Below are 14,112 nucleotides of genomic sequence, written 5' to 3' on the forward strand. Positions count from 1 at the left end.
GCCCTCAGGGGGCCCGTCGAGCGGGCGCGCGCTCGTGTGGCTCCGGCCGGCCTCCGGGGCCGCCGGTCAGTCGGTGATCAGCGAGCGGTCAGCGAACGATCGGTGAGCGGTCGTTCGGCGGTCGTTCGACGATCAGTCAGCGATGAGCAGCCCGTCGCGGAGCTGGGCGAGCGTGCGGGTCAGTAGCCGGGACACGTGCATCTGGGAGATCCCGACCTCCTCGCCGATCTGGGACTGCGTCATGTTCGCGAAGAACCGCAGCATGATGATCCGCCGTTCCCTGGGCGGGAGTTTGGCGAGCAGCGGCTTCAGGGACTCCCGGTACTCGACGCCCTCCAGGGCGGTGTCCTCGTAACCGAGGCGGTCCGCGAGGGAGCCCTCGCCGCCGTCGTCCTCGGGGGCCGGGGAGTCGAGGGACGAGGCCGTGTAGGCGTTGCCCACGGCGAGCCCGTCGACCACGTCCTCCTCGGACACGCCGAGCACCGCGGCGAGTTCGGGCACGGTGGGCGAACGGTCGAGCTTCTGGGACAGTTCGTCGCTCGCCTTGGTGAGGGCGAGCCGCAGTTCCTGGAGGCGCCGCGGCACCCGCACCGACCAGGAGGTGTCCCGGAAGAACCGCTTGATCTCGCCGACGACGGTCGGCATCGCGAACGTCGGGAACTCGACGCCGCGTTCGCAGTCGAAGCGGTCGATCGCCTTGATCAGGCCGATGGTGCCGACCTGGACGATGTCCTCCATCGGTTCGTTGCGACTGCGGAACCGGGCCGCCGCGTACCGCACCAGCGGCAGGTTCAGCTCGATCAGGGTGTCGCGCACGTAGACGCGTTCGGGGCTGTTCTCGTCGAGCGTGGCGAGCCGCAGGAACAGGGAACGGGAGAGGGTCCGGGTGTCGATGGCACCCGGGGCGGGGAGGACCTCGGGGGCCTCGGCGACCGTGACGGGTCCGGGGACGGCGAGGGCTTGTGAGGTCTCGGAGCCGTGAAGCTCGTCGGGCGCGGATTCGCTCTTCATGAGCGTGAGCACCTTCGAGCTGCCCTGTTCTGCGGACATGCCACCCCCTTGAGGTCGCTGACGGTCGGCGGCCGGCCGTTCCTCCGTGGAACGTAGCCTCCACCTGAATACCGGAGCCTGGGCCCCGGCAAACGCGCTTTCCGCAGAATGTCACATGTCGGCAACACGCTGTAGTGACTTGTCGACATCGAGTGGTCGCCCGGGCGCAGGATAAGGGGGGTTTTGGTCCTTTGTGTGCCCTGTTTGTCGGTAACCGGCGCACAAGGGGGTCAAGCCGTTCGAGCTACGCCTCGATCCTGTTTGCGGATCGCAGTCGGGCGAAACTTCGCGCGAGCAATCTTGACACGTGCATCTGGGAGACGCCGAGCTCCGCGCTGATCTGTGACTGCGTCAGGTTGCTGTAGTAGCGCAGCAGCAGGATGCGTTGCTCGCGCTCGGGCAACTGGACCAGGAGGTGGCGCACGAGGTCGCGGTGCTCGACGCCGTCGAGGGCGGGGTCCTCGTAGCCCAGTCGGTCCAGCAGGCCGGGCAGTCCGTCACCCTCCTGGGCGGCTTCGAGCGAGGTCGCGTGGTACGAGCGCCCGGCCTCGATGCAGGCGAGCACCTCGTCCTCGGTGATCCGTAGCCGGTCGGCGATCTCGGCGGTGGTGGGCGAGCGCCCGAAGCTGGTGGTCAGGTCCTCCGTCGCCCCGTTGACCTGGACCCACAGCTCGTGGAGCCGGCGCGGGACGTGCACGGTGCGGACGTTGTCGCGGAAGTAGCGTTTGATCTCGCCGACGACGGTCGGCATGGCGAAGGTCGGGAACTGCACGCCGCGGTCCGGGTCGAAGCGGTCGATGGCGTTGATCAGGCCGATGGTGCCGACCTGGACGACGTCCTCCATCGGCTCGTTGCGACTGCGGAACCGGGCCGCCGCGTACCGCACCAGCGGCAGGTTGGCCTCGATCAGCGCGCCCCGGACCCGGGTGTGCTCGGGGGTGCCGGGTTCCAGGTGCCTGAGCTGCCCGAACAGCACCTGGGTGAGGGCCCGGGTGTCGGCGCCGCGGCTGCGCGGAGCGGTGGTCCGGGCGGGGGGCGGAGGGGCGGGCGCGTGGGGCACGACGGGCCCGGCGACGGTCGCGGTGGCCCGGCTGAGGGGGGCTCGGGGAGCGGTCGGGCGAGGGTCGGTGTCATGGGGGGCGTGCCGGGGTTCAAGGGGAGCACCGGGGCGGACTGGGGGCGCGGACCGGTGTTCGGGGAGCACGGGGGAGCATTCGTGGGGCGCGGGGGGTGCCTCGGGCGGGGAGGCTCCGGGGATTCCGCCGGGCGCGGTGCCCGTGGGGGCCGCCGCTTCCCTCGGGGCGCAGTCGGGGTCGTTGGACTCGGGTGCCGCGGCTTCCTGGGGCGGAGCCTGAGGCGCAGTACTGGCCGGCACGGTCAACGCCACCCCTTCGACGCGCGGGTTCACACAGGTCAACTCATCCTGCAAAAGCGGTCATAGCATCACAAGACATGTGCACTGTGTGCAAGCACCCTAAAACGCCGTGTTGAGGGACATATATCCGATAAGAAAGCCCTCCATGGTGACCATGGAGGGCGTCGGGGCGTCGAGCGTCGGGGTGTTCCGGGTGGCGTGCGTCCGGGGTGCCGGGGCGGTGGGGTGCCGTCGGTCCGTCGCCCGGAGGGGTGCGGCCGGGTGCGGCCGGGTGGGGGCGCCCCGTCAGAACGGGTAGTCGGCGACGACCCAGGTCGCGAACTCGCGCCACTGGGCCACGCCGGCCTGGTGGGCGGGGTGCTCCAGGTACCGCTTCAGGGCGTCGGCGTCCGCGACGGCCGAGTTGATCGCGAAGTCGTAGGCGATGGGCCGGTCGCTGATGTTCCACGCGCACTCCCAGAACGCCAGCTCCGGGACCTGGCCGCCCAGCGCGCGGAACGCCTCCACGCCCGCGACCACGCGCGGGTCGTCGCGGTGCACGCCGTCGTTGAGCTTGAACAGGACGAGGTGACGGATCACGGGGGCTCCTTGGCGTGACGGGGCCGCGTGCCGGGTGAGCGGGGTGGCGGTGCGGCTACCCGCCGGCGTTGGCGACCCAGGTCATGAAGTCGCCGATGGCATGAGCGGCGTTGGAGATGCCTTCGAAGCCTATCTGGACGTAGTCCGCGGCCTTGGCGGGGTCGGTGATGATCACGTAGAGCAGGAAGACGATGACGACGTACAGCGCGATCATTTTCGTGCGCACCATCGGGCGCCCTCCCCTGTCGACCAGCCTCGTACGTCCCCCGCCATCGGCGGTGCAGTGTATCCCGGGACCAACGGCCCGCCCATCCGGGCCCTTTGTCCGTCGCCGGGGGCGGGTGCGGCGCGGGAGGCTGGGTGCGAGCCCGGCGGGATCTGGCAGGAATCCCCGTGGGGTTCAGGGACGAACCCCACTGCGGGGTCCGGTTCGCACCGCTTGTCCCCTGATGCGGGCCGGACTTGGGGAACGTCCTCAGGGGAGGGGCGGCACCCCCCCGTTGCCGCTCCTCCCGCCAGGCCAGGGCGCGTGTCCTCCGGTGGGGCGGAGGACACGCGCCCTTTCGGTGTGTCGGGTTCCTCTACAGGTCGTCGGGAAGCAGCCGGAACGCCTGGTGGCCCGTCAGCGGACGGACCATGCGGAAGTGGCGGTCCGTGGTGAACAGGACGTCGGTGCGGTAAGCCGCAGCGAGGGCGACGTTCATGGCGTCCGTCAGTCCGATGCCCTGCCCTCCGTCCGCGTCCGCATAGCCTTCGGCGACGGCGATCGCCGCGCTCAGGTGCGTGGCGACGGACGGCACTTCGAACCTGCGGGTAGCGGTGTTCTGCTCGATGAACCGAGCCGCGGTCAGGGCTTTGCGCGCACCCCCGCGGGCCGAGATCAGGTAGTCCAGCTCGGCGAGCACCATGGGTGAGATGACGAGGTGGCTAATCGTGGCCAGGGCCTTCTTGTGCGCTTCGTGTTCCGCGAGGCGTGCATCGAGAAGGCGGTAGAGGGCGTTGGTGTCGCCAATCGCGATCAAGATCAGGTCCCCATGCCCTTGAGTACGTCATCGATCTCCTCATCGGTGAGATCGGGTAGCCCCAGGTCAGGAAGGTCTATGGTGCCCATGGGATCGGTCGGGTAGGGCGGGACCTCGTCGCTGATGGGTACCACGCGAGCGACCGCTACGCCGTTCTTGGTGACGGTGACGGTTTCTCCGCGTGCCGCCGCGGCGAGGATCTGCGATGACTTCTGGTTGAACTCCCGTGCAGTGGCCTCCATGTATTACATGTTACTACATGGGGGTGGCGTCGAGGTGGTGAGCGGCGATGGGGGCAAGGTGCCTGACTGCACCTGGGGCGTGTCCTCGCGGGACCCACCCCGCAGGTGCGGGGAGCGCTACCGAGACGCCCGCGTCCTTGGGAAGGGCAAGGGATCACCCCCGCAAGGGCGGGGTGGCACTGACGCCTGGCAGTGTAGTTACTCTCCGGGCTGGAGTGGTCGCCGTGGGGAGCGTGTCCTGCGAGGGGTCGCGTGGGGAAGCTTCGACCGGAGGCGGGCTCCGTACGGAATCGGCGGCGCAACGCACAGCACCCCCCTGATCGCGTTTCCGCAGATCAGGGGGGTGCTAGAAGCGGTAGCGGAGGGATTTGAACCCTCGGTGAGTTTCCCCACACTCGCTTTCGAGGCGAGCTCCTTCGGCCGCTCGGACACGCTACCGGGAGAGACCCTACCCCAAGGTGTGCCGTGCGCCGAAATCGATATCCGGGCTCCGGCCGCGCACCTGGACGCCTCAGCGGCCGGCGCGGAAGAAGTCGGTGAGCAGCCGCCCGCAGTCCTCGGCGAGCACCCCGGCGACGACCTCCGGACGGTGGTTCAGCCGCCGGTCCCGTACGACGTCCCACAGCGAGCCCGCGGCGCCCGCCTTCTCGTCGCGGGCGCCGTAGACCACCCGGTCGAGGCGGGACTGGACGAGGGCGCCCGCGCACATGGTGCAGGGCTCCAGCGTGACGACCAGGGTGCAGCGGGCCAGCCGCCACTCGCCGAGGGCGGTGGCGGCCCGCCGGATCGCCACGATCTCTGCGTGCCCCGTGGGGTCGCCGGTGGCCTCCCGGTCGTTGTGGCCGGTGGCGATGAGGTCGCCCCGGGGGCCGACCACCACCGCGCCGACCGGCACGTCACCCCCGGCGAGCGCTTCGCGCGCCTGGTCCAGGGCCACCCTCATGACCCCTTCCCAGGGGCCTCGTACCGCATCGTCCACGGGTCCAACCTACCGACGCGGCCCGGGCGGGCGCCGCGGGGCGCGGGGTGCCGGACGGGGCACCGCCGCGCACCCGGCGGTGCGCTAACGCACTGCTTCGAGCATTTCCGAAGCACCCAGGGCCTCGGCGATGCCGCCCAGCGCGTCGCCCGGTTCCAGGGTCCGCAGTTCCCGGCCGGGGACCCCGAGGTCACCGAGCAGCTCCGCGTCCCCGAGCGGCCCGGAGGCGACGGCGTCCGGGCCGTCGGCTCCGGTGGACCCGTCTTCTTCGGAGGTCGAGCCCTCCGGCTCACCGTCCTCCGTACCGTCGAGATCGAGGGAGTCGAGGTCGACGTCGTCGTCCCCGTACTCCCGTCCGATCAGCTCGTTCATCAGGATCTCCCCGTACGAGCTGCGGGACGCCGCGACGGCGTCCGACACGTACAGGCGGGGGTCTTCCTCACCGTCCACGCGGACCACTCCGAACCATGCGTCCTCCTGTTCGAGGAGGACGAGGACGGTGTCGTCGTCGGTTGAGGCGTCGCGGGCCAGTTCGGCCAGGTCCGACAGGGACTCCACATCGTCTAGCTCCGTGTCGCTCGCTTCCCACCCGTCTTCGGTGCGCGCGAGCAGTGCGGCGAAGTACACCGTGACTCTCCCACTGGTCTGAGGCGTGCCGCTTGGGGTTCCCCCCGGCGGAGGTTGTGGGCGGGCCGTACGGTGCGAGTGCCCCGCCCATCGGAATCGTGGCAGAAACCACGGCCTGAGGAGGGGTCTTCCGCCTGCTGTGTGCGCGTCGCGTGCTCCGCCCGGGGTGTGCGCCACCTCGGGCGACCGCTGTCGTGCCCCCTGCGCGCGCCGGTCGCGAGCCGCTTCCCGCCGGGGCGGGAGCGCCTTGATCCACTGTGGGGGAGCGGCGTGCGCGGCGCTCCGGGCGGCGTCGCGCCCGCCTCAGAACGTGTCGGGTGTCACTTTCGCCCCGGCGGCGGGACGGGCCTCGGCGGTCGTGGGATCACCCCCGGAACGTCCGCATACGCATCGCTTGTCGCATGCGTGCCGCCCGGACGCGACGCGGTTGCACCCGGCGGCGCAATTCGCGCGCTTCGGCCAGATCGCGGAGGAACTGGGCGCGGCGCCTTCGGCGTTCGGCGTCGCTGAGGGGGGCCTCGGGGAGGTTCTCGGGGTCCTCCCGGCTGTCCCGGGATCGCTCCGGCATGGGGGTCACACTCCAAGGGGGCCCCTGGTGGGCCCCGGTCGGTCCCTCCCACTTTCCCCCGATCGGTGGTTTTGATGCCAGCGCGGGCGGCTTGTGACCGCGGTTACTGTGGGGGAATGCGTCTCCACGTCGTCGACCACCCGCTGGTCGCCCACAAGCTCACCACCCTGCGCGACCGGCGTACGGACTCCCCGACCTTCCGGCGGCTCGCCGACGAGTTGGTCACCCTCCTCGCGTACGAGGCGACCCGCGATGTGCGGACCGAGCAGGTCGACATCGAGACGCCCGTGTGCCGCACCGCCGGGGTGAAGCTGTCCCACCCGCGACCGCTGGTCGTGCCGATCCTGCGGGCCGGTCTGGGGATGCTGGACGGCATGGTGCGGCTGCTGCCGACCGCCGAGGTCGGCTTCCTCGGGATGATCCGCAACGAGGAGACGCTGGAGGCGTCGACGTACGCCACCCGGATGCCGGAGGACCTGTCCGGCCGTCAGGTGTACGTCCTCGACCCCATGCTGGCCACGGGCGGCACGCTGGTCGCGGCGATCCAGGAGCTGATCCGGCGGGGCGCCGACGACGTCACGGCCGTGGTGCTGCTGGCCGCGCCGGAGGGCGTCGCGGTCATGGAGCGGGAGTTGGCGGGCGCCCCGGTGCGGGTGGTGACCGCCTCGGTGGACGAGCGTCTGAACGAGAACGGCTACATCGTCCCGGGCCTCGGTGACGCGGGTGACCGGATGTACGGCACCGCGGAGTAGGGCAGCCCCGCGCCGAACCCGTCGCCCCGCCGCCCCCGCCGACCGGAAACGGGGACGGGGGTCAGCGGCGGACGGGTCAGCGGTTGCGGCAGGCCGCGGCGGAGGGGTCCGGCTTCGGGGACGGGTTCGCCAGCGCCGTGAGGCTGCGGGTGGCCGCGTCCTGGGGGGCGAGCCGGGTGAAGGCCGTCCCGATGATCAGGTCGACGTCGGCGGAGGCGCGGGCGTCGGTGCGCTGACCCGCGCCCGCGAGGTGCGCGGCGAGCACCGGCAGCGCGCCCCGGGCCGCACCCTTCGCGCCGACGACCAGGCCGGCGCCGGGCACCTTCTTGTCGTACTGCTTGGTGGCGTTGCCCACCTCGCCGATGGTGAAGCCGCGTTTGCGCAGCTCGTCGGCGGTCTTCTTGGCGAGGCCGCTGCGCGGGGTCGCGTTGAGGACGTTGACCTTGACGGTCGAGGGCTTCGGGAGGCCGGCGGCGGCGCGGTTGACCGGGCCGGCCGAGGCGCCGGGGGACGGCTTCGCGGAGGCGGGCGCGCATCCGGAGCCCGCGGCCTTCGCCTCGTTCCCGCCGCCGGTGAAGACGTCGACGAGCTGGAGGGTGCCCCAGCCGATCACGCCCACGGCGGTCAGGGACGCGGCACAGGCCAGCACGACCCTGCCCCGTCGGCGACCCCGACGCATCCGTGGGTACTTGCCCCCTGTGATGCGGTACTGACCGCCCATGCCGGGGGGTGTGAGCATGCTCATGTGCGCAGCGTAGTGCCGTGCGGCGGCAATGCCTACTAAACGATCATTAGCGGGTGAACCGCGCTACCCGAAAGGGTCAACGGCACCCGCTGCGTCCCGTGTGCGGGACGCGGATCAGTCGAGTTCGAGCACCCGGGCGTGGAGGACCTGCCGCTGTTGGAGTGCGGCCCGGACCGCCCGGTGCAGCCCGTCCTCCAGGTACAGATCGCCCCGCCACTTCACGACGTGCGCGAAGAGGTCGCCGTAGAAGGTCGAGTCCTCGGCGAGGAGCGTCTCCAGGTCGAGCTGGCCCTTGGTCGTCACGAGCTGATCGAGGCGGACCGGGCGCGGCGCGACGTCCGCCCACTGCCGGGTGCTTTCCCGGCCGTGGTCGGGGTACGGCCGGCCGTTTCCGATGCGCTTGAAGATCACACGGAAAGCCTACCGGTCAAGCCTCTCCGGGCGCAGCCATGGCGGGCCAGTGCGAAGGTGGATCATAACGCGTATCACGGTACGAACCGGTACCAGTCGCAGCGCGGTACCGGGAACAGGGGCCCGAACGATGACCGAGAACGAGTCGAACGCGTCCGTGCCGCCGGCCGCGCAGGAGATCGCCGACGGGTACGCCTTCACCGGTCCCGCGCTCGACCTCGGGGCGTTGCTGTGGGACGGCACCTGTCTGCCGGGGGCCCAGATCCGTGTTCCGTTGGCGATGCTCAACCGGCACGGGTTGGTCGCCGGGGCCACCGGCACCGGCAAGACGAAGACGCTCCAGCTGATCGCGGAGCAGCTCTCCGCGCAGGGGGTGCCCGTGTTCCTCGCCGATGTGAAGGGGGACGTGTCCGGGATCTCGGCGCCGGGCGAGCGGGGCGAACGGGTGCTGGCGCGGGCGGGCGAGGTGGGGCAGGAGTGGGAGGCGGGCGGTTGCCCCTGCGAGTTCTACGCCCTGGGCGGGCTCGGGCACGGCATTCCGTTGCGGGCCACCGTGACGAGCTTCGGGCCGGTGCTGCTGTCGAAGGTGCTCCAGTTGAACCAGACCCAGGAGCAGTCGCTCGGGCTGGTGTTCCACTACGCCGACCAGAAGGGCCTGGAGCTGGTCGACCTCAAGGACCTGCGGGCCGTGGTCGCGTTCCTGACCTCCGAGGAGGGCCGGGGCGAGCTGAAGACGATCGGCGGTCTGTCGGCGGCCACGGCCGGGGTGATCCTGCGGTCGTTGACGGCGTTCGAGCAGCAGGGCATGGGGACGTTCTTCGGGGAGCCGGAGTTCGACACGGCGGAGTTCCTGCGCACGGTCGGGGACGGGCTGGGGGTGGTGTCCCTCCTCGAACTGCCCGCGGTGCAGGACAAGCCGCAGTTGTTCTCGACCTTCCTGATGTGGCTGCTGGCGGATCTGTACCACGACCTGCCGGAGGTGGGGGACGTCGATCGGCCCAAGCTGGTGTTCTTCTTCGACGAGGCGCACCTGTTGTTCAAGGGGGCGTCCAAGGCGTTCCTGGAGGCGATCACGCAGACCGTCCGGCTGATTCGCTCCAAAGGGGTAGGGGTCTTCTTCGTGACCCAGACGCCGAAGGACGTGCCCGCCGACGTGCTCGGACAGCTCGGCAACCGGGTGCAGCACGCGTTGCGGGCGTTCACCCCTGACGACCAGAAGGCGCTGCGGGCGACGGTGCGGACGTTCCCCGACTCGGCGTACGACCTGGAGGAGCTGTTGACCACGCTGGGCACCGGGGAGGCCGTGGTGACGGTGCTCAGTGAGAGCGGGGCGCCCACTCCGGTGGCGGCGACGCGGCTGCGGGCCCCGGAGTCGCTGATGGGGCCGGTGTCCGGGGAGGCGCTCGACGCGGCGGTGCGGGGGTCGGCGTTGTACGGGCGGTACGCGCAGGCCGTGGACCGGGAGTCGGCGTACGAGAAGTTGACCGCGCGGGTGGAGCCGGCCCCGGCCCCGGCACCGGAACCTGGCCGGGCCCCGGAGACCCCGGAGACCTCGAAGGCGCCCGAGGCGCCGCGGGAGGACCCGACGTTGGTGGAGCAGGTGGTGGGGAGCGGGGCGTTCAAGTCGCTGGCCCGTTCGCTCGGCTCGCAGCTGGGGCGGGAGATCAGCCGATCGCTGTTCGGGACGGCCCGCCGGCGGTGACGAGTGCGCGGCCCGCCGGCGGTGACGAGTGCGCGGCCCGTCGGCGGTGACCGTGTGCGGGGCGGGGTCGGGGGCCGCATGATCGGGGTATGGACGTGAACCTTCACCTCGCCCAGCAGCCGGAGGCCGACGCCTTGCTGGGGCGCAGCCCGCTGGCCGCGCTCGTGGGGATGCTGCTGGACCAACAGGTGCCCATGGAGTGGGCCTTCGCCGGGCCGTACACGATCGCGCAGCGCCTCGGCGCCGATGATCTGGACGCCCATGAGATCGCCGTGTACGACCCGGAGGCGTTCGCCGCGCTGCTGTCCGAGAAGCCGGCGGTGCACCGGTACCCGGGGTCGATGGCGAAGCGGGTGCAACAGCTGTGCCAGTACCTCGTGGAGCACTACGACGGGCGGCCCGAGGCGGTGTGGGAGGGCGTCGACTCGGGGCGGGAGCTGTTGCGGCGGTTGAACGAGCTGCCCGGTTTCGGCAAGCAGAAGGCGCAGATCTTCCTGGCCCTGCTGGGCAAGCAGTTGGGGGTGCGCCCGAGCGGTTGGCGGGAGGCGGCGGGGGAGTACGGGGAGCAGGGCAGCCACCGGTCGGCGGCCGACATCACCGGACCGGAGTCGCTGGCGCGGGTGCGCGCCCACAAGCAGGAGTTGAAGGCGGCGGCCAAGCGGGCCCGGGGGTGAGCGGGCCCGGGAGTGGAGGAGCCGGGAGGGAGACGGGGCGGAACCGGGCTGAGAGCCGCCACAGCCCGGGTCCGCCGTCTGGCGCACGGCTCACTGGGAAGAGCCGTGCGACCACCCCCGCTACGTCGGGCGCCAGTACCCGAGGGACTTGACGCGCGGCTTGGGAACCGAGAGTTCCTTGCGCAGGTACGCGGTGAGGGACCGTGTGGTGACGGTGTCACAGGCGACCCAGACGTAGAACTCGTCGGTGCCCCGATGGGTGCGGAGGAGGTCCGGGAGGGTGGACCGGACCTCTTCCAGGAGTCCCGAGCCGGTTTCCCGGCGCGGGACGGTACGCAGATCGTGCCGTGCGGGGTCAAGGCGCATCGGCAGTTGCTCGTCGAGCGGGTGCGCCGTCTCGTACCAGATGGTGGCGGACGCCCCGCTCATTTCGTCGAGGAGGGAGTTGATCGCCGGGAGGGACGCGGCGTCCCCCACGACGTAGAGGTGCGCGGGTGCGGGCTCGGGCGGGGTGAACTCCGAACCGTGGACGGTCGCCTCGATGGTGTCGCCCGGGCGGGCGGCACGGGCCCAGTCGCTGGCGGCGCCTTCGTGGAGGATGAACTCCAGGCTGAAGGTGCCCTTCTCCGGGTCCGGGTCGACCAGGGTGTAGCCCCGCTGGTGCGGCTTGCCCGCGTTCTCGAACCAGATCCGCACCCACATGGTGGGGTGGGTGCCGGTCACGGCGAGCATGCCGCCGTCGGTGAGGTGCAGGCGACGCAGGCGGTCGTTGACCACCTCGGTGCCGGTCACGGTGAAGACGAAGTCCTTGCCGCGCAGCAGCTTGAGGACCGCCCCCTCCCATCCGTGACCCATCGCGCGCTCCTCGCCGTCGTGGTGCCCCCGGGGTGACTCGTAACCCCGGGGGCGTTGGAAGTTAGGTTAGCCTAACCTCCGCTATCTGGCGAGGCCGGATCTTCGGCGGGTCGTCAGGCGCCGTGCACGTACTCCTTCAGGTGCCGTGCCGTCAGGGAGGTTCCGCCGGCGGTTTCGACGAGTTCGGTCGGCGTGCCGGTGAAGACGACCCGTCCCCCGTCGTGGCCGCCGCCGGGGCCGATGTCGATGATCCAGTCGGCGTGCGCCATCACCGCGAGGTGGTGCTCGATGACGATCACCGAGTTGCCCTGGTCGACCAGCCGGTCCAGCAGGGCGAGCAGTTTGTCGACGTCCGCCAGGTGCAGGCCCGTGGTGGGTTCGTCCAGGACGTACGTGGAGGACTTCTCGGCCATGTGGATGGCCAGCTTCAGCCGCTGGCGCTCGCCGCCGGAGAGGGTGTTCAGCGGCTGCCCGAGGCGGAGGTAGCCGAGGCCGACGTCGTTCAGCCGGCCCAGCACGGTGTGCGCCTGGCCGGTGGGGAAGAAGGTGTGCGCCTCGGCGATCGACATCCCGAGGACCTCGCTGATGTTCTTGCCGCGCAGCCGGTACTCCAGCACCTCGGGGGTGTACCGCTTGCCCTCGCACTGCTCGCAGACCGAGGCGACCCCGGCCATCATCGCCAGGTCCGTGTAGACCAGCCCGATGCCGTTGCAGCCGGGGCAGGCGCCCTCCGAGTTGGCGCTGAACAGGGCCGCCTTGACGCCGTTGGCCTTGGCGAAGGCGGTGCGGATCGGGTTCAGCAGACCCGTGTACGTGGCCGGGTTGGAGCGCCGCGAGCCGCGGATGGGCGACTGGTCGGCGACCACGACGCCCTCCCGGTGGGAGAGGTGGCCGTGGATCAAGGAACTCTTGCCGGAGCCGGCGACCCCGGTGACCACGGTCAGCACGCCCAGCGGAACGTCCACCGAGACGTCCTTCAGGTTGTGCAGGTTGGCGTTCTCGATGGACAGCTGCGCCACGGGCTTGCGGACCGTTTCGCGCAGTCGGGCGCGGTGGCCCAGATGGCGTCCGGTGAGGGTGTCCGAGGCGCGCAGCCCCGCCACGTCACCGGTGTACTGGATCAGGCCGCCGTTCGTTCCGGCGCCGGGGCCGAGGTCGACCACGTGGTCGGCGATGGCTATGACCTCGGGCTTGTGCTCCACCACCAGGACGGTGTTGCCCTTGTCGCGCAGGCGCAGCAGCAGGTTGTTCATGCGCTGGACGTCGTGCGGGTGGAGTCCGGTGGTGGGCTCGTCGAACACGTAGGTGACGTCGCTGAGCGGGGAGCCGAGGTGGCGGACCATCTTCACCCGCTGGGCCTCGCCGCCGGAGAGGGTGGCGGAGGTGCGGTCGAGGCTGAGGTAGCCGAGGCCGATCTCCACGAGCGAGTCGAGGAGCCCGCCGAGGTTCACCAGCAGCGGGGCGACGGAGGGCGCGTCGAGGCCGCGGACGAACCGGGCGAGGTCGCTGATCTGCATGGCCGAGCACTCGGCGATGTTGCGTCCGTCGATCCGGGAGGCCAGCGCCGCCCGGTTGAGGCGGGCGCCCCCGCACTCGGGGCACTCGGCGAAGACGACGGCCCGGTCCACGTAGGCCCGGATGTGGGACTGCATCGCTTCGCGGTCCTTGGACAGGAACGAGCGCTGGATGCGGGGGACCAGGCCCTCGTAGGTGAGGTTGCTGGTGTCGACCTTCACCTTGGTGGTCGGCTTGTGCAGCAGGTCGTGCAGCTCGGTGTCGGTGAAGTCCGCGACCTTCTTCGCCGGGTCGTAGAAGCCGGAGCTGGTCATGACCTTCCACGGCCAGGAGTCGACGGCGTAACCGGGGACGAGGATGGCGCCCTCGTTGAGGGAGAGCGAGCGGTCCACCACCTGGTCGACGTCGATCTCGGAGGTCCGGCCCAGGCCCTCGCAGCGGGGGCACATGCCCTCGGAGCCGTTGAAGCTGAAGAACTGCGCCGTGCCCGCGTAGGGCTGGCCGAGCCGGCTGAAGACGATCCGCAGCATGGTGTACGCATCGGTCGCGGTGCCCACCGTGGAGCGGGAGTTGGCGCCCATGCGTTCCTGGTCGACGACGATCGCGGCGCTCAGGTTGCGAAGTCCGTCCACGTCGGGGCGGCCGACGGAGGGCATGAAGGACTGGACGAAGCTGGTGTACGTCTCGTTGAACAGCCGCTGCGACTCGGCGGCGATCGTGCCGAAGACGAGCGAGGACTTGCCGGAGCCGGAGACGCCGGTGAAGACGCTCAGCCGGCGCTTGGGGATGTCCACGGAGACGTCGCGCAGGTTGTTCTCGCGGGCGCCGCGCACCTCGATCAGGTGGTGGGCGTCCGCGGCGGCGACCGGGCCGGGCGGCTCGGGGAGGGGCGGGGTGCTGCGGTGCGGTGCGGTCGGCTGGTCGTCGGCCTCGGCGGGCATGACTCTCCTCGGGCGCCTGGTGCGTGCGGGCACGGAGTGCCCGGGTACTCTACTCCGTACAGGATACACAGTATT

Annotated in this window: 16 protein-coding genes and 1 tRNA gene; 3 read left to right on the top strand and 14 right to left on the bottom strand. The window is 71.0% G+C overall.

Features of this window, described 5'->3' with window-relative positions:
* Nucleotides 1-132: 132 nt before the first annotated feature.
* The 10 genes from ACFWIA_RS26615 to ACFWIA_RS26660 form a co-directional block, all read right to left on the bottom strand.
* The gene (locus ACFWIA_RS26615; RefSeq protein WP_387009287.1) at nucleotides 133-1,050 is read right to left on the bottom strand and encodes an RNA polymerase sigma factor SigF; all 918 of its coding nucleotides are present in this window, start codon (nucleotides 1,048-1,050) and stop codon (nucleotides 133-135) included.
* Nucleotides 1,051-1,294: 244 nt separating this feature from the next.
* Nucleotides 1,295-2,110, bottom strand: coding sequence for an RNA polymerase sigma factor SigF (locus ACFWIA_RS26620; RefSeq protein ID WP_387009289.1), 816 nt, complete (start codon nucleotides 2,108-2,110; stop codon nucleotides 1,295-1,297).
* Between the two features lie 600 nt (nucleotides 2,111-2,710).
* Entirely contained in the window at nucleotides 2,711-3,004 is a 294-nt protein-coding gene (locus ACFWIA_RS26625; RefSeq protein ID WP_387009291.1) for a Dabb family protein, read from the bottom strand.
* 55 nt (nucleotides 3,005-3,059) lie between these two features.
* Nucleotides 3,060-3,233, bottom strand: a complete 174-nt coding sequence (locus ACFWIA_RS26630) for a hypothetical protein (protein ID WP_385484989.1) — start codon at nucleotides 3,231-3,233, stop codon at nucleotides 3,060-3,062.
* A 352-nt stretch (nucleotides 3,234-3,585) separates the two neighbouring features.
* A complete protein-coding gene (locus ACFWIA_RS26635) occupies nucleotides 3,586-4,032 on the bottom strand; it encodes a PIN domain-containing protein (protein WP_387009392.1) in 447 nt (148 codons plus the stop codon).
* On the bottom strand, nucleotides 4,029-4,268 hold the full coding sequence (locus tag ACFWIA_RS26640) for a type II toxin-antitoxin system Phd/YefM family antitoxin (protein WP_387009293.1): 240 nt from the start codon (nucleotides 4,266-4,268) through the stop codon (nucleotides 4,029-4,031). The genes ACFWIA_RS26635 and ACFWIA_RS26640 overlap by 4 nt, the downstream gene beginning before the upstream one ends.
* A gap of 353 nt (nucleotides 4,269-4,621) precedes the next feature.
* Nucleotides 4,622-4,706, bottom strand: a tRNA-Ser gene (locus tag ACFWIA_RS26645).
* Nucleotides 4,707-4,779: 73 nt separating this feature from the next.
* Nucleotides 4,780-5,211, bottom strand: coding sequence for a tRNA adenosine(34) deaminase TadA (tadA, locus tag ACFWIA_RS26650; RefSeq protein ID WP_387009295.1), 432 nt, complete (start codon nucleotides 5,209-5,211; stop codon nucleotides 4,780-4,782).
* A gap of 120 nt (nucleotides 5,212-5,331) precedes the next feature.
* A complete protein-coding gene (locus ACFWIA_RS26655) occupies nucleotides 5,332-5,874 on the bottom strand; it encodes a hypothetical protein (protein WP_387009297.1) in 543 nt (180 codons plus the stop codon).
* Between the two features lie 364 nt (nucleotides 5,875-6,238).
* The gene (locus ACFWIA_RS26660; protein WP_385484982.1) at nucleotides 6,239-6,442 is read right to left on the bottom strand and encodes a hypothetical protein; all 204 of its coding nucleotides are present in this window, start codon (nucleotides 6,440-6,442) and stop codon (nucleotides 6,239-6,241) included.
* Between the two features lie 116 nt (nucleotides 6,443-6,558).
* Here ACFWIA_RS26660 and upp point away from each other — a divergent pair, with 116 nt between their 5' ends.
* Complete coding sequence (gene upp / locus ACFWIA_RS26665; protein WP_387009299.1) at nucleotides 6,559-7,194, top strand: uracil phosphoribosyltransferase; 636 nt, start codon at nucleotides 6,559-6,561, stop codon at nucleotides 7,192-7,194.
* Nucleotides 7,195-7,270: 76 nt separating this feature from the next.
* On the opposite strand, the gene ACFWIA_RS26670 is transcribed toward upp, so the two are convergent.
* Entirely contained in the window at nucleotides 7,271-7,939 is a 669-nt protein-coding gene (locus ACFWIA_RS26670; RefSeq protein ID WP_387009301.1) for a LytR C-terminal domain-containing protein, read from the bottom strand.
* 114 nt (nucleotides 7,940-8,053) lie between these two features.
* Nucleotides 8,054-8,350, bottom strand: coding sequence for a type II toxin-antitoxin system VapB family antitoxin (locus ACFWIA_RS26675; protein ID WP_003949502.1), 297 nt, complete (start codon nucleotides 8,348-8,350; stop codon nucleotides 8,054-8,056).
* A 130-nt stretch (nucleotides 8,351-8,480) separates the two neighbouring features.
* Here ACFWIA_RS26675 and ACFWIA_RS26680 point away from each other — a divergent pair, with 130 nt between their 5' ends.
* Both ACFWIA_RS26680 and ACFWIA_RS26685 read left to right on the top strand, forming a co-directional pair.
* Nucleotides 8,481-10,052, top strand: coding sequence for a helicase HerA-like domain-containing protein (locus ACFWIA_RS26680; RefSeq protein ID WP_387009304.1), 1,572 nt, complete (start codon nucleotides 8,481-8,483; stop codon nucleotides 10,050-10,052).
* Nucleotides 10,053-10,141: 89 nt separating this feature from the next.
* Nucleotides 10,142-10,726, top strand: a complete 585-nt coding sequence (locus tag ACFWIA_RS26685) for an HhH-GPD-type base excision DNA repair protein (protein WP_387009306.1) — start codon at nucleotides 10,142-10,144, stop codon at nucleotides 10,724-10,726.
* 120 nt (nucleotides 10,727-10,846) lie between these two features.
* On the opposite strand, the gene ACFWIA_RS26690 is transcribed toward ACFWIA_RS26685, so the two are convergent.
* Both ACFWIA_RS26690 and ACFWIA_RS26695 read right to left on the bottom strand, forming a co-directional pair.
* The gene (locus ACFWIA_RS26690; protein WP_387009308.1) at nucleotides 10,847-11,581 is read right to left on the bottom strand and encodes a siderophore-interacting protein; all 735 of its coding nucleotides are present in this window, start codon (nucleotides 11,579-11,581) and stop codon (nucleotides 10,847-10,849) included.
* 113 nt (nucleotides 11,582-11,694) lie between these two features.
* Complete coding sequence (locus ACFWIA_RS26695; RefSeq protein WP_387009310.1) at nucleotides 11,695-14,037, bottom strand: ATP-binding cassette domain-containing protein; 2,343 nt, start codon at nucleotides 14,035-14,037, stop codon at nucleotides 11,695-11,697.
* Between the last annotated feature and the right edge of the window lie 75 nt (nucleotides 14,038-14,112).

This window comes from Streptomyces sp. NPDC127068 (assembly GCF_042724695.1).
Lineage (GTDB): Bacteria > Actinomycetota > Actinomycetes > Streptomycetales > Streptomycetaceae > Streptomyces.